We start from the raw sequence: 17609 nt of genomic DNA on the forward strand, positions 1-17609 counted from the left end.
CCACAGCCTTTCTCCACCCGAACAGAAAGCCGCACACCGCGATGCCCGACAACCACGGCCCCTACCTCATCCGCGGGGCACGCCCGCTCGGTGGCGACCCGGTCGACCTGCTCCTGCGCGACGGCACCGTCGCCCGGGTCGGGACCGACCTCGAGGCCCCCGAGGGCGCCCAGGTCGTCGACGCCGAGGGTCTGATCGCCCTGCCCGGCCTGGTCGACCTCCACACCCACCTGCGCGAGCCCGGACGCGAGGACGCCGAGACGGTCGAGACCGGCTCCCGCTCGGCCGCCATGGGCGGCTTCACCGCCGTGCACGCCATGGCCAACACCGACCCCGTCGCCGACACCGCCGGTGTCGTCGAGCAGGTCTGGCACCTGGGCCGCGAGAGCGGCCTGTGCGACGTGCGCCCCGTCGGAGCCGTCACCGTCGGCCTCGCCGGCGAGCAGCTCTCCGAGATCGGCGCGATGGCCGACTCCGCCGCGAAGGTGCGTGTCTTCTCCGACGACGGCAAGTGCGTCTCGGACGCGCTGCTCATGCGCCGCGCCCTCGAGTACGTCAAGGCCTTCGACGGCGTCGTCGCCCAGCACGCCCAGGAGCCCCGCCTCACCGAGGGCGCCCAGATGAACGAGGGCTGCGTCTCCGACCGCCTCGGCCTGCCCGGCTGGCCCGCGGTCGCCGAGGAGGCGATCATCGCCCGCGACTGCCTGCTCGCCCAGCACGTCGGCTCGCGCCTGCACGTGTGCCACGTGTCCACCAAGGGTTCGGTCGACATCATCCGCTGGGCCAAGGAACGCGGCTGCGACGTCACCGCCGAGGTCACCCCCCACCACCTGCTCCTCACCGACGAGCTCGTGGAGGGCTACGACCCGATCTACAAGGTCAACCCGCCGCTGCGCACCGAGGAGGACGTCCTCGCACTGCGCGAAGGCCTGGCCGACGGCACCATCGACGTCGTCGCCACCGACCACGCCCCCCACCCCGTGGAGGCCAAGGAGACCGAGTGGTCCAACGCCGCCATGGGAATGGTCGGTCTGGAGACCGCGTTGGCCGTCGTGCAGCGCACCATGGTCGACACCGGGCTCCTGACCTGGGACCAGGTCGCCGACCGGATGTCGGCCACCCCCGCCCGCATCGGGCGGCTGGACGGCCACGGCCGCGCCCTGAGCGAGGGCGAGCCGGCCAACGTCGTCCTCTACGACCCTGCCGCCCCCGTCGGCGTCGACGGCACGGCCATGGTCACCAAGAGCAGCAACACCCCCTTCCGGGGCATGACCCTGCCCGGACAGGTGCGCGCCACGTTCCTGCGCGGGGTCCCCACCGTCCTGGAAGGCAAGACCGCATGAACACCACCACACAGAACAGCCGGGGCGTCCCCGGCACGCAGGAGGGGGCAGACGTGTCCGAGGAAACGGGCGGACCCGCGATCCTGGTACTCGAGGACGGCAGGGTCTTCCACGGCCGTTCGTTCGGGGCCGGCGGAGAGACCTTCGGCGAGGCCGTCTTCAACACCGGTATGACCGGCTACCAGGAGACCCTCACCGACCCCTCGTACCACCGCCAGATCGTGGCGATGACCGCCCCGCACATCGGCAACACCGGCGTCAACGACGACGACCCCGAGTCCGGCCGCATCTGGGTCGCCGGGTACGTCGTCCGCGAGCCCGCCCGCATCCCCTCCAACTGGCGTGCCGAGCGCACCCTCGACGAGGAGCTGCGCCGCCAGGGTGTGGTCGGTATCGCCCTCAAGGGCACACGCGCGCTCACCCGCCACCTGCGCGACCGCGGCGCCATGCGCGCGGCCGTCAGCAGCGTGGAGACCGACCCGCAGAAGCTGCTCGCCCGCATCCTGGAGCAGCCCACCATGGCCGGCTCCGACCTGGCCGCCGAGGTCAGCACCGACGACGCCTACGAGGTCCTGCCGCCCGAGGGTGTGGAGGCCCGTTTCCACGTCGCCGCCATCGACCTCGGCATCAAGGCCATGACCCCCCAGCGCCTGGCCGAGCGCGGGTGCAGGGTCACCGTGCTGCCCTCCGGCGCCACCGCCGAGGACATCCTCGCCCTGGACCCGGACGGCGTCTTCTTCAGCAACGGCCCCGGCGACCCCGCCACCGCCGACGGCCCCGTCGCCGCCATGCGCGGTGTGCTCGACGCCGGCAAGCCGCTCTTCGGCATCTGCTTCGGCAACCAGATCCTGGGCCGGTCCCTGGGGTTGGGCACCTACAAGCTCCCCTTCGGCCACCGCGGCGTCAACCAGCCGGTGCTCGACACCCGCAGCAGCCGCGTCGCCATCACCAGCCAGAACCACGGGTTCGCGGTCGACGCCCCGCTCGACGAGCCCTTCGACACCGACTACGGCCGGGCCGAGGTCAGCCACATCGGCCTCAACGACCAGGTCGTCGAGGGCCTGCGGCTGCTGGACCGACCCGTGTTCAGCGTCCAGTTCCACCCGGAGGCCGCCGCGGGCCCCCACGACGCGGCCGAACTCTTCGACGAGTTCGTCGACCTGATGTCCGCCCAGCCTGCTCCGGCTGCCAAGTAGCGATCAAGAGGAATCAAGAGCATGCCGCGCCGTAGTGACCTTTCATCCGTCCTCGTGATCGGGTCCGGCCCGATCGTGATCGGGCAGGCTGCCGAGTTCGACTACTCGGGCACCCAGGCCTGCCGCGTCCTCAAGTCCGAGGGCCTGCGAGTCGTGCTGGTCAACTCCAACCCGGCCACGATCATGACCGACCCGGAGATCGCCGACGCCACCTACGTCGAACCGATCACCTCCGAGATGATCGAGAAGATCATCGCCAAGGAGCGCCCCGACGCACTCCTGCCCACCCTCGGCGGTCAGACCGCCCTCAACGCCGCCGTCGACCTCCACGAGTCGGGGATCCTCGACAAGTACGGCGTCGAGCTCATCGGCGCCAACATCGAGGCCATCCAGTCCGGCGAGGACCGCGAGAGCTTCAAGGGCATCGTCGAGCGCATCGGCGGCCAGTCCGCGCGCTCGCGCATCTGCCACAGCCTCCAGGAGTGCCTGGACGCGGCCGAGGAGCTGAGCTACCCCGTCGTGGTGCGCCCCTCCTTCACCATGGGCGGCGCCGGGTCGGGCTTCGCGCACGACGAGACCGAACTGCGCCGCATCGCCGGCCAGGGGCTGGCGCTCTCGCCCACCACCGAGGTGCTCCTGGAGGAGTCCATCCTCGGCTGGAAGGAGTACGAGCTCGAGCTGATGCGCGACGCCAACGACAACGTCGTCGTCGTGTGCTCCATCGAGAACCTCGACCCCATGGGCGTGCACACCGGCGACTCCATCACCGTCGCGCCCGCCATGACGCTCACCGACCGCGAGTACCAGGAACTGCGCGACATCGGTATCGCCGTCATCCGCGAGGTCGGCGTCGACACCGGCGGCTGCAACATCCAGTTCGCCGTGCACCCCACGACCGGGCGCATCATCGTCATCGAGATGAACCCCCGGGTCTCGCGCTCCTCCGCGCTGGCCTCCAAGGCCACGGGTTTCCCGATCGCCAAGATCGCCGCCAAGCTCGCCGTCGGTTACACCCTGGACGAGATCCCCAACGACATCACCCAGGAGACCCCGGCCAGCTTCGAGCCCACGCTCGACTACGTGGTCGTCAAGGCGCCCCGCTTCGCCTTCGAGAAGTTCCCCGGCGCCGACCCGCAGCTCACCACCACCATGAAGTCGGTCGGTGAGGCCATGGCGATCGGCCGCTCCTTCCCCGAGGCGCTCCAGAAGGCCATGCGCTCCCTGGAGAAGAACGGCACCGGCCTGACCTGGGAGGGCGAGCCCGGCGACAAGGACGAGCTGGTCGAGAAGGCCAAGATCCCCACCGAGTTCCGCCTGCGCCTGGTCCAGCAGGCCCTGCGCGCCGGGGCCACGGTCGAGGAGCTGCACGAGGCCACCCGCATCGACCCCTGGTTCCTCGACCAGATGCTGCGCCTGGAGGAGACCGCCCGGGTCCTGGGCAAGGCGCCCAAGCTCGACGTGGCCCTGCTGCGCGAGGCCAAGGAGCTGGGCTTCTCCGACCTGCAGATCGGCGAGATCACCGGCAAGAGCGAGGACGTCGTGCGCGAGCTGCGCCACGCCCTGGGCCTGCACCCCGTCTACCTCACCGTGGACACCTGCGCCGCCGAGTTCGCCGCCCAGACCCCCTACCTCTACTCCAGCTACGACGAGGAGACCGAGGTCCCGGCCGGCGACAAGCCCAAGATCATCATCCTGGGCTCGGGGCCCAACCGCATCGGCCAGGGCGTGGAGTTCGACTACTCCTGCGTGCACGCCTCCTTCGCCCTGTCGGAGGCCGGCTACGAGACCGTCATGGTCAACTGCAACCCCGAGACGGTCTCCACCGACTACGACACCAGCGACCGGCTCTACTTCGAGCCCCTCACGCTGGAGGACGTCCTGGAGGTCGTGCGCGCCGAGCAGGCCGCGGGGCCGGTCGCCGGCGTCATCGTCCAGCTCGGCGGCCAGACCCCGCTCGGGCTCGCCCGCGAGCTCAAGCAGGCCGGGGTGCCCATCATCGGAACCAGCCCCGAGGCCATCGACCTGGCCGAGGACCGCGGCGAGTTCGGCAAGGTCCTGGCCGACGCCGGCCTGCCCGCGCCCAAGTACGGCACCGGCTACTCCTTCGAGCAGGCCAAGGCCGCGGCCGACGAGATCGGCTACCCGGTCATGGTCCGCCCGTCCTACGTGCTGGGCGGCCGCGGCATGGAGATCGTCTACAGCGAGGCCATGCTCGCCGACTACATCGAGCGCAACGCCGAGGTGAGCCCCGAGCACCCGGTCCTGATCGACCGGTTCCTCGACGACGCCATCGAGATCGACGTCGACGCCCTCTACGACGGGCGCGACCTCTACCTCGGCGGCGTGATGGAGCACATCGAGGAGGCCGGCATCCACTCCGGCGACTCCGCCTGCTCCCTGCCCTCGGTCACCCTGGGCAGCGAGGACATCGAGCGCATCCGCAACTCCACGGAGGCCATCGCCCGCGGCACCGGCGTGCGCGGCCTCATCAACGTGCAGTACGCACTCTCCTCGGGCGTGCTCAACGTGCTCGAGGCCAACCCGCGCGCTTCCCGTACCGTGCCGTTCGTGTCCAAGGCCACCGCCGTGCCGCTGGCCAAGGCGGCCGCGCGCATCATGGCCGGGTCCACCGTCGCCGACCTGCGCGAGGAGGGCATGCTCCCGGCCACCGGCGACGGCGGCGACCTGCCCGTGGACGCCCCGGTCTCGGTGAAGGAGGCCGTGCTCCCCTTCAACCGGTTCATCGACAAGAAGGGCGAGGGCATCGACACCATCCTCGGCCCGGAGATGCGCTCCACCGGCGAGGTCATGGGCCTGGACCTGGAGTTCGGTGCCGCCTACGCCAAGTCCCAGCTCGCGGTGAACAGCTCCCTGCCCACCCAGGGCAAGGTCTTCGTCTCCGTGGCCAACCGGGACAAGCGCTCGATGATCTTCCCGGTCAAGCGCCTGGCCGACCTCGGTTTCGAGATCATGGCCACCGAGGGCACCGCGGTCGTGCTGCGCCGCAACGGCGTGCACGCCACGGTCGTGCGCAAGCACAGCGCCGGCCCCGGCCCCGAGGGCGAGCGCACCATCGTGCAGCTCATCCACGACGGCGGTGTCGACCTCATCGTCAACACCCCGTTCGGCAGCGCCGGCCAGGCCGGACCCCGTCTGGACGGCTACGAGATCCGCACCGCCGCGGTCGTGCGCAACGTGCCCAGCGTGACCACGGTGCAGGGCCTGGCCGCGGCCGTGCAGGCCATCGAGGCGCGCGTGCGCGGTGACGTGGGCGTTCGCTCCCTCCAGGAGCACGCGACCACGCTCAACGCAGGACGTGAGGCCGTGCGGGCCTGACCCCGGCACCCGGTGAAGGGGTTCCCCGGACCCCCGCCGCCGGGACCTGGACCGGGATCCGGGCGGCTCCGCGATGTCGGGGCCGCCCGGACCTGTGTCCGGCGGACCGCGCCCTCTTCCGGGCCCGGGTACCCGTACCGCCGAACCGCGTCGCCGCGTCCGGGGAGCCTCTAGGCTGAGAGGGGCCGCCGGCCCCGCGGCCGGCGGCGACGGCCCCCGGCACCCACAGCGCGCGGCCCGTGTCCGCGCACCCGCACACCCACAGGAGAGGCCCCGCCCCGACCATGAGCGACAACGGACCGGTGCAGATCAGATGCCCCGTGCTGAACGTGCGCAGGGTCGATGCCTACATCGGTATCACCGTGGTCGCCCCGGGGATCGCCGAACGGTTCCGCGCGGGCCAGTTCGTCTCCGTCGGGGTGGGCGGGGACCACTCGAGCACGCTGCTGCGCCGCCCCTTCGCCGTGCACGACGTCAAGGCCGACTACGGCGGCACCGTGGAGTTCCTCTTCTCGGTCGAGGGCACCGGTACGGCCTGGTTGGCCGAACGCCGGGCGCGTGACCTGCTGGACGTCGTCGGTCCCCTCGGCCGCCCCTTCCCGCTGCCCCGCGATCCGGTCAACTGCGTCCTGGTGGGCGGCGGATCCGGTGCGGCCCCGCTGTTCCCGCTGGCGCAGTCGCTGCGCCGCCGCGGCTGCCGGGTCGACTTCGTGATCGGGGCAGCCTCCGCCGACGGTGTGCTCAACGCCATCACCGCGCGGCGCTTGGCCGAGACCGCGAGCTTCACCACCGACGACGGTTCCTTCGGCACCCGCGGCCGGGCCACCGACGTGCTCGAACGTGTGGTGGGGGAGTGCCGCTCCGACGCGGTTTACGCCTGCGGTCCCATGCCGATGCTGCGCGCGGTCACCGCCGTCGCCGACCGGCACGGGCTGCCCGCACAGGTGTCGGTGGAGGAGACCATGGCCTGCGGCACGGGGATCTGCATGACCTGCGTGATCCCGGTCGTGGGCGGGGACGGCATCACCCGCATGGTGCGCTCGTGCGTGGACGGTCCCGTCTTCCGGGGCGAGCAGGTGCGTTTCGACGACGTCGGTTCCATCCCCTTCGACGCCCTGGGTGCCCCCGGGTGGAAGGGTGCCGCCGGACGCGGTGTCGAGCAGGACCGCGACATCGCCTGACCTCCACACCACGACCCGACGAGTAGGACCGTGAACGTAACCCTCAGGACCCGGGTGGGCGGCCTCGAGCTGCCCAACCCCGTGGTGACCGCCGCCGGATGCGCGGGGGCGGGCCGCGAGCTCGCCCAGTTCTTCGACATCGCCTCCCTGGGGGCGGTGACGACCAAGTCGGTGATGCTGGAGCCTCACGCGGGCAGACCGGCCCCGCGCATGGCCGAGACACCCAGCGGCATGCTCTCGACCACCGGGATGCAGGGCCCGGGGCTGGACGTGCTGCTGCAGCGCGATCTGCCGTGGCTGCTCTCCCGCGGTGGCCGTGCGATCGTGTCGCTGGCCGGGGCAGGGGTGGCCGAGTTCGGTGAGCTCGCGCGGCGCCTGGCCGAGGCCGAGGGGATCGGCGCGATCGAGGTGAACCTCTCCTGCCCCGACCCGGAGAGCGCCACCGGCCGTACCTTCGCAGACGACCCGGCCCGAGCGGAGGAGGTCGTGGCCACGGTCCGCTCACGGGCCGGATCGCAGCTGCCGGTGCTGGCCAAACTCGCCGGCGACGTCCCCGACATCGTGGAATTGGCCACCGCCTGTACCGAGGCGGGCGCGGACGGGCTCTCGATGATCAACACGGTGCGCGGCATGGCCGTGGACACCCGGACCCTGCGTCCGGCCGTGGCCGGGGGTATGGGCGGACTGTCCGGACCCGCGGTGCGCCCCATCGCGGTGGGGTGCGTCCACCGTGTGCACGAGGCCCTGCCCGAGGTCCCCATCATCGGTATGGGCGGTGTGCGGACGGGGGAGGACGTCCTGGAGTTCATGGCCGCCGGGGCCAGCGCCGTGGGTGTGGGGACCGTGAACTTCTCCGACCCCTCCGCGGGCGCGCGGGTCCTGCGCGAGTTCACCGAGGCGCTCGAGGAACGGGGTTTCGCACGCGCCGCCGACCTGGTCGGGGCGGCCCACCGGACCGGACCGCGCGGCTGAGCCGCAGCCGTCCGGGAGGCGCCGGGGAGGTCCCCCGCCCGCCGCACGGAACGTGTCCGAACCGGTCCCGGGCGGGTGGCATGAAGCCGTCCGCCCTGGGAAGTGCACACCCCGGTGGTGTGCACATGACAGTGACCGTGCACCGTGTCGGGCCGTCGTGTGGGCCCGCGCGGTGCCGCATCGGCCACGGGGCCGGTGGCACACGATTGGAGAAACCGACATGACCGTGTCCTCAGCGCCCATCGCCGTCGCGATCGACGCCAAGGAGATCGAGACGGCGGCGACCTGGGCCTCTGCGGTGGCACCGCATGTGAGCACGGTCAAGGTGGGGCTCGAACTGTACCTGCGCTACGGTCCCGAGATCGTCAGCGCGGTACGCGGCGCCAACAAGGTCGGGGTCTTCCTCGACCTGAAGCTGCACGACATCCCCGCCACCGTGGCGGGGGCTGCGCGCAGCGTCGCCGGTCTGAAGCCCTCCTACCTGACCGTGCACGCCAGTGGCGGCTCCGACATGGTCAGGGCCGCGGTCGAGGCGGCGCCGGACACCGACATCGCCGGTGTGACGGTTCTGACGTCGATGGACGAGGACGACCTGGAGCAGGTGGGGCTGCTCGGGCCGGCCCGCGACGCCGTCCGCCGTCTGGCCGTGCTCTCGGTGGAGGCGGGCGCCCGTGCGCTGGTGTGCTCGCCCCAGGAGGTGGCCATGGTCCGCTCGGAGGTGGGCCCCGACATCACCCTCATCACACCGGGCGTGCGCCCGGCCGGGGCGGACCGGGGTGATCAGTCGCGGGTGGCCACCCCCGAGGAGGCCGTCGCAGCGGGCGCGGATCTTCTGGTCATCGGACGGCCCATCACCCGGGCACCGGATCCCGGCTCGGCGGCCGCATCCATCGCGGCTGCGGTCCGGCGTGCCGGTGTCCGTGTCTAGGGTCCGGTGCCGGGCCCGGCGGTGGATTCGTCGGGTCCGGTAGCCGGACTCGAGCAGCTGTCCCTGCGCTCACAGTTGTGGCTTATCAATGACCGTTATTGAGTGTGTCCGAAATCCGTTTCCGGCCGCCCTGAGTGACCTGGGTCACCGCTCTGTGACCGTTCCTGGTGGCACGATCCCCGCTACCTTCAATCAGGACCAAAGTCCCCAATTTAGCCCCCGAGGGCAATGGCATGATGACTGTGCGTAGTTAGTTCGATGAAATAGCCCCTGAAAGGGCACTTTACGTTGCCTAACGGGGGTCAGACCTACTAACTTGCGCAGGCGTCCGCCCTCTACACACGAGTAGAAATCCGAGGTGACCCGGCGTGGCCCTTCCTCCCCTCACACCCGAGCAGCGGCATGCGGCTCTCGAGAAGGCCGCCAAGGCCAGAAAAGAGCGCGCAGAGGTCAAGAACAAGCTGAAGAACGGCGGCGTCTCGCTGTCCGAGGTGCTCTCCGAAGGCCTCAAGGACGACGTCATCGGCAAGATGAAGGTCTCGGCACTGCTCGAGTCCCTTCCCGGTGTCGGCAAGGTCCGTGCGAAGCAGATCATGGAGCGCCTCAACATCGCTGAGTCGCGCCGTGTGCGCGGACTGGGCACCAACCAGCGTGCAGCGCTGGAAGAGGAGTTCGGCGACCTCACCAAGTAGAACCCCCGAACACCGCTGACCGCCCGTTCGCGTCTCCCCACAGACGCGGACGGGCGCGTTCGTGTCCGGTGGTATAACTGGAGCTTCCCCGCGACGCACGCGGACGTCCCGCACACACGCCGCACGGGGCGGCGGCCGCGCCCGGACTGCCCCGCGGCCCTTCACGTCGGCGCACAGCGAATGGAAGCCCGAACACAGATGTCAGCTGAGCCCGGAGACCAGTCCAACCAGGCCGAGAAGCGTCTGATCGTCCTGTCCGGCCCCTCCGGAGTGGGCAAGAGCACCGTCGTGGCGGCCCTGCGCCGCGAGTACCCCGACGTGTGGCTGTCGGTCTCGGTCACCACCCGCGCACCCCGCCCGGGTGAGGAGGACGGGGTCCAGTACCACTTCGTCAGCGACGAGGAGTTCGACGAGCTCGTCGCGGCGGACCAGCTCCTGGAATGGGCCCAGTTCGCCGGCAACCGCTACGGGACGCCCCGCGCGCCCGTCCAGGCCCGCCTGACCGCGGGGCTGCCCGTGCTGCTGGAGATCGAGCTCCAGGGCGCCCGCCAGATCCGCGAGACCATGCCCGAGGCCCTGCACGTCTTCCTCGCCCCGCCCTCGTGGGACGAGCTCGTGCGCCGCCTCACCGGTCGCGGCACCGAGGCCGAGGAGGTCATCCAGCGCCGCCTGGAGACCGCCAAGGTCGAACTCGCCGCCGAGAAGGAGTTCGACACCACCCTCGTCAACACGTCGGTTCAGGACGTGTGCGGCGAGCTGCTAGCGTTGATGGCTGCGCCCAAGGTGTGATAGCGCGGGGACACGAACCGCGCAGCGCACCCGAGCGCCGCCGATCCCATTCATCCACCTCGCGGCTTTCGACGAGCCGGAGACCGTCCCTGGGGGTATTCGAAGTGGCTGGTACCGAGCCCGTCGCCGAAGGCATCACCAACCCGCCGATCGACGACCTGCTGGAGTGCGTCGACAGCAAGTACAGCCTGGTGACCATGGCCTCCAAGCGGGCCCGCCAGATCAACGCCTACTACGCTCAGCTCGGCGAAGGCCTGCTGGAGTACGTCGGCCCGCTGGTCGAGACGCAGGTCCAGGAGAAGTCCCTTTCCATCGCTCTGCGCGAGGTCCGCTCCGGGCTGCTGACCGCCGAGCCCTACGAGGGCAACTGAGGCACCCCCGGCGGGTGACCGCCGGAGGCCCTCCACCGGCACGCCGCGCCGCCCCCGGGGTCGGGGGCGGCCGTCGCGCCTGGTAGAACTCCTTCCGTGAGTGACAGACACATTCCCCAGGTGGTCCTCGGCGTCGGGGGCGGCATCGCCGCCTACAAGGTGTGCGAACTGCTTCGGCGATTGACCGAGTCGGGCCACCGGGTGCGGGTCGTCCCCACCGACGAGGCCCTGCGTTTCGTCGGCGAGCCCACGTGGGCCGCCCTGTCCGGGCAGCCGGTCGAGACCGGCGTGTGGGACCGGGTGCACGAGGTTCCGCACGTACGCATCGGACAATCGGCCGACCTGGTGTTCGTGGCCCCGGCCACCGCCAACATCCTCGCCAAGGCCGCCGCCGGCCTCGCCGACGACCTGCTGACCAACACACTGCTGACCGCCCGCTGTCCGGTCGTGTTCGCGCCTGCGATGCACACCGAGATGTGGGAGCACCCCGCCACCCGGGCCAACGTCGAGACCCTGCGCTCGCGCGGAGCCGTCGTGCTCGACCCGGCCGAGGGGCGCCTGACCGGCTCCGACAGCGGGCGCGGACGCCTGCCCGATCCCGTCGAGCTCTACGAGTCCGCACGCCTGGCCCTGCGCCGCAGCGGTGGCGCCGACGACCTGGCCGGACGCCGGATCGTCATCTCCGCCGGCGGCACCCGTGAGGCCATCGACCCGGTCCGGTTCATCGGCAACCACTCCTCCGGCAAGCAGGGGTACGCGCTCGCCCGCACCGCCGCCGCCCGGGGCGCTGATGTGACCCTCATCGCGGCCAACGTCTCCCTGCCCGATCCCGCCGGGGTCGATGTCATCCCTGTCACGTCCGCGGCCGAGCTCGCCGAGACCGTGCAGGAGCGCCGTGTGGGCGCCGACGCGGTGGTCATGGCCGCCGCCGTCGCCGATTTCCGGCCCAGCAGCAGCGTGGGTTCCAAGATCAAGAAGTCCGGTGGCGAACCCGACCCGATCGAACTCACCGAGAACCCCGACATCCTCGCGGACCTGGTGCGCACACGAGCCGAACGTGCTCCGGGCCAGACCATCGTGGGCTTCGCCGCCGAGACCGACGACGTGGTCTCCAACGGCCGCACCAAACTGGAACGCAAGGGCTGCGACCTGCTCGTCGTCAACCAGGTCGGCCGGGGGCGTGCGTTCGGCACGGACGACAACCAGGCCGTGATCCTCGGCATCGACGGATCGGCGACCGAGGTTCCGCGTGGACCGAAGGAAGACCTCGCCGACCAGGTATGGGACCTCGTGTCCGGGCGTTTCCACGGATAGACCCCGCCAGAGGACTGGATTTCGTACCGCTCGGTACGCCACACTTCACAAGGGCGTCCGTGACCTGCCCGCCGGGGTGGGCCGCGGGGTTCGCCCACCAGCGGTCCCTATACAGTGGACCGACGACAACCAACAGCGACGGTCGGTATTTCCCGCTCAGGCGGGATCCCCGGATACCGTTCGGCGCATCGTCCATGTCAGCCAGCAGCCGCTGCAAGGAGCCACGTAACGTGTCCCGCCGCCTTTTCACCTCCGAGTCGGTCACCGAGGGCCATCCCGACAAGATGGCCGACCAGATCAGTGACGCGATCCTCGACGAGATGCTCGCGACCGACCCCGCCAGCCGGGTCGCTGTCGAGACGCTGATCACCACCGGTCAGGTCCACATCGCGGGTGAGGTCACCACGCAGACCTACGTCGACATCCCCGCCATCGTGCGCGAGAAGATCCTCCAGATCGGCTACGACTCCTCCGCCAAGGGCTTCGACGGTGACTCCTGCGGGGTCAACGTCTCGATCGACGCTCAGTCCGTCGACATCGCCCAGGGCGTCGACACCGCCTACGAGGCCCGCGTCGAGCGCGAAGAGGACAAGCTCGACCGCCAGGGCGCCGGCGACCAGGGCCTGATGTTCGGTTACGCCAACCGGGAGACCCCGGAGTTGATGCCGCTGCCGATCAAGCTCGCGCACTCGCTGTCCGAGCGCCTGTCCGAGGTCCGTCGCAACGGCACCGTTCCGTACCTCCGTCCCGACGGCAAGACCCAGGTCACCGTCGAGTACGAGGGCAACACCCCGGTCCGCCTCGACACCGTCGTCGTCTCCAGCCAGCACGCCGCGGACATCAACCTCGACGAGATGCTCGCGCCCGACCTGCGCGAGCACGTCATCCAGCCGGTCGTGTCCGCCTTCGGGCTGGAGGCCGACGACTACCGTCTCCTGGTCAACCCGACCGGCCGCTTCGAGATCGGCGGCCCGATGGGGGACGCCGGCCTGACCGGCCGCAAGATCATCGTCGACACCTACGGCGGTTACGCCCGCCACGGCGGTGGCGCCTTCTCGGGCAAGGACCCGTCGAAGGTCGACCGTTCGGCCGCCTACGCCACGCGTTGGGTCGCCAAGAACATCGTCGCCGCCGAGCTCGCCGACCGCGCCGAGGTCCAGGTCGCCTACGCCATCGGCAAGGCGCACCCGGTCGGTGTGTTCATCGAGACGTTCGGCACGGAGAAGGTCGCCCCGGAGCTGATCGAGAAGGCCGTCAAGGAGGTCTTCGACCTGCGTCCGGCCGCCATCGTGCGCGACCTCGACCTGCTGCGCCCGATCTACTCCAAGACCGCTGCGTACGGCCACTTCGGCCGTGAGCTTCCCGAGTTCACCTGGGAGCGCACGGACCGCGCCGAGGCGCTGCGTTCCTTCGTGGGCGCCTAGCACCACGGCTTCACCGCCGGCGGGGCGGACGGCTCGAGCGGAGCCGTCCGCCCCGTTCGTGTGCGCAGCGGGCGTTCTGGGGCGAGGTCCGCACGGCACCACGGAATGACAGCTACCACGTGTTATGAGGTATGCACGTATTGTCATACTGCTGCGCGGAGGTTGTTCCATGGCGGTGCCGAGGCTCATGACCGCGATCGGCCTGGTGGCCGTGATGACCCTGGCCGGGCCGGCCGCGTCGGCCCGGGCGCAGGAGGAGCCCGGCGGCCACGGCCCGCTGCGGGTCGCCCTGCAGGCCGACACCGGGGAGGAGCGCCTCAACCCGGGTGACCGTGTCGAGTACACGATCCGCGTGCACAACACCGGCGAGGACGACCTGGACGCCGCCCGGGTCGTGCACTTCCTGCCCGAGACGATGTCGCACGTGGCCGGGAGCGGGAACGTTGACCCGGACGGCGCGCAGGTCCACTGGGACCGACCCCTGGAAGCGGGGGAGCGGTCGATCCTGCTGTCCACGGCCCAGGTGGAGAGCGTGCCCGAGGACGGATCGCACTCCGCCGCCACCGTGTGCGTGCGCCCGGAGGACGGCGCCGCCGGCGCGTGCACCGCCGTCGACCACCGCATCCACGGGGCGGTGCCCTGGACCGTCGTGACCGCCGCGGGCCTGCTCCTGCTCGCGGTGATCGTCGGTGCTGTGGGGTTGCTGCGCTACCGGGACTCGCGCAGACCCAGGCCCGAGCCGCCCACACCCAGCAACCACACCCCGGGCTCGGTGCCCAACGTGCGCACGTTCCCCGGGGCCGCCAAGGTCTACCACCTGGACGTCCACCGCTGAGAGGTCGCGCGGTACACACCTGAACGGCGTCGGGGCCGGAGCGGAAACCTTCCGCTCCGGCCCCGATGTGTGGGTCAGGTCAGGCCGGGTCGTCGTCCTTGCGTCGCCGGCCCAGCACGAGCCCGGCGACACCGCCGAGCAGGGCGATGAGGCCGCCGGCCGCCGGCACGAGCACCTCCGGACCGGTCACCGGGAGCGAGGACGAGTCGCCCTCCCGGGGGCCGTCCTGGTCCTCGGCCCCGTCCGGGCCCGGGCGGGGTGGCTCGGTCACCGGCTCCGAGGGCTCAGGGCTCTCGGGCGGTGTCGGCGTGGGCTCGTCGGGCCGCGGTGACGGTGTCTCCGGGCTCGGGCTCGGGCTCGGCGACTCCGGGGGCGTGGGGCTCGGTGTCGGGTTCGGGGTCGGGCTCTCCGGTGGTGTCGGGCTCGGTGTCGGCCCCGGGAACGGGGTCGGCGGGATCGTCGGTCCGGGTGTCGGCCCTGGTGTGGGGCTGGGCGACGGACTGGGGGTCTCCGGCGGTGTGGGTGTCGGGACGTCCGGCGGGGTCGGGGTCGGCGACGGGGTGGGCTCCGCATCACACGTGGTCAGCTGCGCACTGAACTGGAAGTCGTGCAGCTCGATCGCCCGCTGCTCCTGCCTGGCCGGCGAACCCTGTGAGGGCCCGCCCAGGTCCTGCACGAACTCCCGGGAGATGACGTTGCCCTCGATGTTGCCGTTCGAGTAGTGGTTCACCCGTGCGTCCGGCGCGTAGATCGTGCCCTCGATCGTGGGAGCGTCGGACGGAACGGTCACGCGCGAGGCGCCGGGGAAGTTGTAGAGCGTGTACAGCGCGGTCTGCCCGCTCGCACCGGCCAGGTTCGGTGCGTTCCACTCGAAGTCGCCCCCGGTGTCGGAGGTGTCGACGTTGAAGAGCAGCGGTGCCGATTCCGAGGGCGCGTCGTCGAACGTCAGGTTCGTGATGTTGTTCAGGCTCGCGCTCGGGATGTCGATGACGTTCTGCTCGCCGGGGACCAGCTGGACGTGCACGGAACTCCCGGGCGGGATGTTCGCCGGGTCCACCGGGCTCCCGTCGTCGTAGGTCATCGTGGCGTTGGTGGAGCAACGCGCGAAGCCCTCCGAGTACGACCGGAACTGGGTGAAGGCCTCCTCGAAGTCGATCAGGCCCGGTCGCGGCCCGGCCGACGCCGCGGGCTGCTGGGTGTTGAGCTCGACCCGGGGGGTGCTGTTGCTCTCCTGGCCCTCCGGGGTGATGCGCAGGTTGGTCGCCGCGTTGTTCATGTCGCGGTCGTGGATCGTGGCCCCGGAGGTGTCGCCGACCTTGACGTAGCCGTTCTGGAGCACCTGGAGGACCCCGTTGGCGTCACTGGCGTCGAAATCGATACGGCCGTCGACCAGGAGCCCCGTGGGTCGTGCGTCGTCGCCGTCGACGAAGTCCCCGGTGTCGTCGATCGCCACCCGGTAGTTGGAACCGAACGAGAGGTCCCCGCCCACGGCGATGGGCCCCTCGGACTCGGTGTTGTGGAGATAGGTGTTGCCCTCGGAGAAGGCCAGGAACCCCTGGGCGGGAGCCACCGGGTTGACGGTCTCGGCCGCCACGGCCTCGCCCGATCCCCAGCCCCAGAAGAGCGGCGCGGCCACGACGGCGCCGGCCGAGAGCGCCGCCGTCGCGGCCAGGCAACGCCGCCCGGCCACTGGGCGTGACGCCCTGTTCCGTCTCGATTGCTCTGTGTAATCAACCATGCGCGTATTGTGACAGCGGCAGGGGTTTCGGGTGGGGCAGACACGTCCGACACCCCCGCAGAAGTCGGGCAACAGCACCGACCGCCCCCGATACGACGACGGGCCGCACCTCCGGAAGGAAGGTACGGCCCGTGCGGTGTCCGGTGAGGTGTCAGCTCATCTCGTCCAACGCCTTCTGCGCCTCGGCCAGCCACGAACGGCGTGCCTCGAGGGCCTCCCCGTGCTCCTTGACCTTGCGCTCGTCGCCCTTGGCCCGCGCCTTGTCCAGCTTGGCCTCCAGGTCGGCGATGGCCGAGGACAGCTGGTCCACCGTGCCCTGCGCGCGGGCGCGCGCCTCGGGGCTGGTGCGCTCCCACTCGGCCTGCTCGTCCTGGCGCACGCCGTCCTCGATCCGCCGGAATGCGCCCTCGAGCTGGTCGCGCATGTCCCGGGGGAGCTGGCCGGCCTCCTCCCAGGCCTCCTGGAACTCGCGCAGGCGCGTACGCGCCCGGCGCGGGTCCTCGATCTGCGCGATCTCCGCCTTGGCCTGCTCCAGGATCTTCTCCTTGGCCTCGGCGTTGACCCGCAGCTCCGCGTCGCGCTCGGCGAAGACCGCGTTGCGGGCGTCGAAGAAGGTGTCCTGCGCGGTCTTGAACCGGGCCCACAGCTTGTCCTCGCTGGCACGGTCGGCACGGCCGCTGGCCTTCCACCGCTGCATGAGGTCGCGGTAGGCGCGCGCCGTCGGGCCCCAGTCCGTGGAGTTGCTCATCGACTCGGCCTCCACGACCAGCGCCTCCTTGGCCACACGCACCTCGTCGCGCTGCTGGTCCAGGTTGGCGAAGTAGGCCTTGCGGCGCTTGGAGAAGGAGTTGCGCGCCGCCGACATCCGCTTCCACAGGGCCTGCTCGGTCGGGCGGTCGGCGCGCGGGGCCTTCTTCCACTCCTCGATGAGCTGCGACATGCGCTCACCGCCGGACTTCCAGTGCGTGGTCTCGGCCGCGACCCGCTCGGCCTCGGCGACGATGCGCTCCTTGATGTCGCGCGCCTTGCCGCGGGCCTGCTCCTGCGCCTGCTTCTGCTCGACCTTGCGCTCCTCCGCACGCCCGGCGAGGGTGTCCAGCCGCCGGGACAGCGAGTCCAGGTCACCGACGGCGTTGGCCTCGTTCACCGAGGCCCGCAGCTTGTCGATGCTGGCCATGGCGGCCGAGGCCGAAAGGTCGGTGCTGCGCAGCCGCTTCTCCAGCAGCTCCACCTGGGTCACGAGGGAGTCGTACTTCTTCCGGTAGAAGGCCAGGGCCTCCTCCGGCGCGCCCGCCTGCCACGATCCGACGACCCGTTCGCCTTCACTCGTGCGCACGTAGACCGTGCCGTCGTCGTCTACGCGGCCCCAAGGGTCCGTGGTCACCGTGTCCTCCTGCTGTCATGGGCCCGCGTGCGGGCTCGGGTCGTCGCGGCGTATGGCCCGATTCGTACGGGGAGCCGTTGTGCCCTGCACGATATCCCCAGGATCC

At 71.0% G+C, this 17609-nt stretch carries 14 protein-coding genes; 12 read left to right on the forward strand and 2 right to left on the reverse strand.

Features of this window, described 5'->3' with window-relative positions; all coding sequences use genetic code 11:
- Window positions 1–41 precede the first annotated feature (41 nt).
- The 12 genes from IDM40_RS10395 to IDM40_RS10450 all read left to right on the forward strand — a co-directional run bounded on the left by IDM40_RS10395 (window position 42) and on the right by IDM40_RS10450 (window position 14381).
- Window positions 42–1343, forward strand: a complete 1302-nt coding sequence (locus tag IDM40_RS10395) for a dihydroorotase (protein ID WP_193121734.1) — start codon at window positions 42–44, stop codon at window positions 1341–1343.
- 53 nt (window positions 1344–1396) lie between these two features.
- Window positions 1397–2539 carry a glutamine-hydrolyzing carbamoyl-phosphate synthase small subunit gene (gene carA, locus IDM40_RS10400; RefSeq protein WP_193121735.1) on the forward strand — a complete coding sequence of 381 codons (1143 nt, stop codon included), beginning with the start codon at window positions 1397–1399 and terminating at the stop codon, window positions 2537–2539.
- A 21-nt stretch (window positions 2540–2560) separates the two neighbouring features.
- Window positions 2561–5875, forward strand: a complete 3315-nt coding sequence (carB, locus tag IDM40_RS10405) for a carbamoyl-phosphate synthase large subunit (protein ID WP_193121736.1) — start codon at window positions 2561–2563, stop codon at window positions 5873–5875.
- Window positions 5876–6159: 284 nt separating this feature from the next.
- On the forward strand, window positions 6160–7056 hold the full coding sequence (locus IDM40_RS10410) for a dihydroorotate dehydrogenase electron transfer subunit (RefSeq protein ID WP_193121737.1): 897 nt from the start codon (window positions 6160–6162) through the stop codon (window positions 7054–7056).
- A gap of 30 nt (window positions 7057–7086) precedes the next feature.
- Window positions 7087–8028 (forward strand): dihydroorotate dehydrogenase, encoded by a 942-nt coding sequence (locus IDM40_RS10415; RefSeq protein ID WP_193121738.1) that lies wholly within the window; start codon window positions 7087–7089, stop codon window positions 8026–8028.
- Between the two features lie 220 nt (window positions 8029–8248).
- Complete coding sequence (gene pyrF, locus IDM40_RS10420) at window positions 8249–8956, forward strand: orotidine-5'-phosphate decarboxylase (RefSeq protein WP_193121739.1); 708 nt, start codon at window positions 8249–8251, stop codon at window positions 8954–8956.
- Between the two features lie 368 nt (window positions 8957–9324).
- Complete coding sequence (mihF, locus tag IDM40_RS10425) at window positions 9325–9648, forward strand: integration host factor, actinobacterial type (RefSeq protein WP_017576782.1); 324 nt, start codon at window positions 9325–9327, stop codon at window positions 9646–9648.
- Window positions 9649–9846: 198 nt separating this feature from the next.
- A complete protein-coding gene (gmk, locus tag IDM40_RS10430) occupies window positions 9847–10437 on the forward strand; it encodes a guanylate kinase (protein ID WP_193121740.1) in 591 nt (196 codons plus the stop codon).
- Between the two features lie 104 nt (window positions 10438–10541).
- Window positions 10542–10808 (forward strand): DNA-directed RNA polymerase subunit omega, encoded by a 267-nt coding sequence (gene rpoZ, locus IDM40_RS10435; protein ID WP_017614384.1) that lies wholly within the window; start codon window positions 10542–10544, stop codon window positions 10806–10808.
- Between the two features lie 120 nt (window positions 10809–10928).
- Window positions 10929–12122, forward strand: a complete 1194-nt coding sequence (gene coaBC, locus IDM40_RS10440; protein WP_193121771.1) for a bifunctional phosphopantothenoylcysteine decarboxylase/phosphopantothenate--cysteine ligase CoaBC — start codon at window positions 10929–10931, stop codon at window positions 12120–12122.
- Window positions 12123–12352: 230 nt separating this feature from the next.
- Window positions 12353–13546, forward strand: a complete 1194-nt coding sequence (gene metK / locus IDM40_RS10445) for a methionine adenosyltransferase (protein ID WP_193121741.1) — start codon at window positions 12353–12355, stop codon at window positions 13544–13546.
- 169 nt (window positions 13547–13715) lie between these two features.
- Window positions 13716–14381 carry a DUF11 domain-containing protein gene (locus tag IDM40_RS10450; protein WP_193121742.1) on the forward strand — a complete coding sequence of 222 codons (666 nt, stop codon included), beginning with the start codon at window positions 13716–13718 and terminating at the stop codon, window positions 14379–14381.
- A 79-nt stretch (window positions 14382–14460) separates the two neighbouring features.
- Here the strand turns inward: IDM40_RS10450 and IDM40_RS10455 are convergent, their stop codons facing one another.
- Both IDM40_RS10455 and IDM40_RS10460 read right to left on the reverse strand, forming a co-directional pair.
- On the reverse strand, window positions 14461–16071 hold the full coding sequence (locus tag IDM40_RS10455) for a collagen-binding domain-containing protein (RefSeq protein ID WP_193121743.1): 1611 nt from the start codon (window positions 16069–16071) through the stop codon (window positions 14461–14463).
- A gap of 199 nt (window positions 16072–16270) precedes the next feature.
- Window positions 16271–17503, reverse strand: a complete 1233-nt coding sequence (locus IDM40_RS10460; protein ID WP_193121744.1) for a DUF349 domain-containing protein — start codon at window positions 17501–17503, stop codon at window positions 16271–16273.
- Window positions 17504–17609: the final 106 nt, after the last annotated feature.

The sequence above is a fragment of the Nocardiopsis coralli genome, from assembly GCF_014892575.1.
Taxonomy (GTDB): Bacteria; Actinomycetota; Actinomycetes; order Streptosporangiales; family Streptosporangiaceae; genus Nocardiopsis; species Nocardiopsis coralli.

What these genes read in the sequence shown, in the direction of transcription:
- carB (WP_193121736.1), top strand. Translation starts at nt 2,561, where the DNA reads ATGCCGCGCCGTAGTGACCTTTCATCCGTCCTCGTGATCGGGTCCGGC.
- IDM40_RS10450 (WP_193121742.1), top strand. Translation starts at nt 13,716, where the DNA reads ATGGCGGTGCCGAGGCTCATGACCGCGATCGGCCTGGTGGCCGTGATG.
- gmk (WP_193121740.1), top strand. Translation starts at nt 9,847, where the DNA reads ATGTCAGCTGAGCCCGGAGACCAGTCCAACCAGGCCGAGAAGCGTCTG.
- IDM40_RS10395 (WP_193121734.1), top strand. Translation starts at nt 42, where the DNA reads ATGCCCGACAACCACGGCCCCTACCTCATCCGCGGGGCACGCCCGCTC.
- pyrF (WP_193121739.1), top strand. Translation starts at nt 8,249, where the DNA reads ATGACCGTGTCCTCAGCGCCCATCGCCGTCGCGATCGACGCCAAGGAG.
- IDM40_RS10410 (WP_193121737.1), top strand. Translation starts at nt 6,160, where the DNA reads ATGAGCGACAACGGACCGGTGCAGATCAGATGCCCCGTGCTGAACGTG.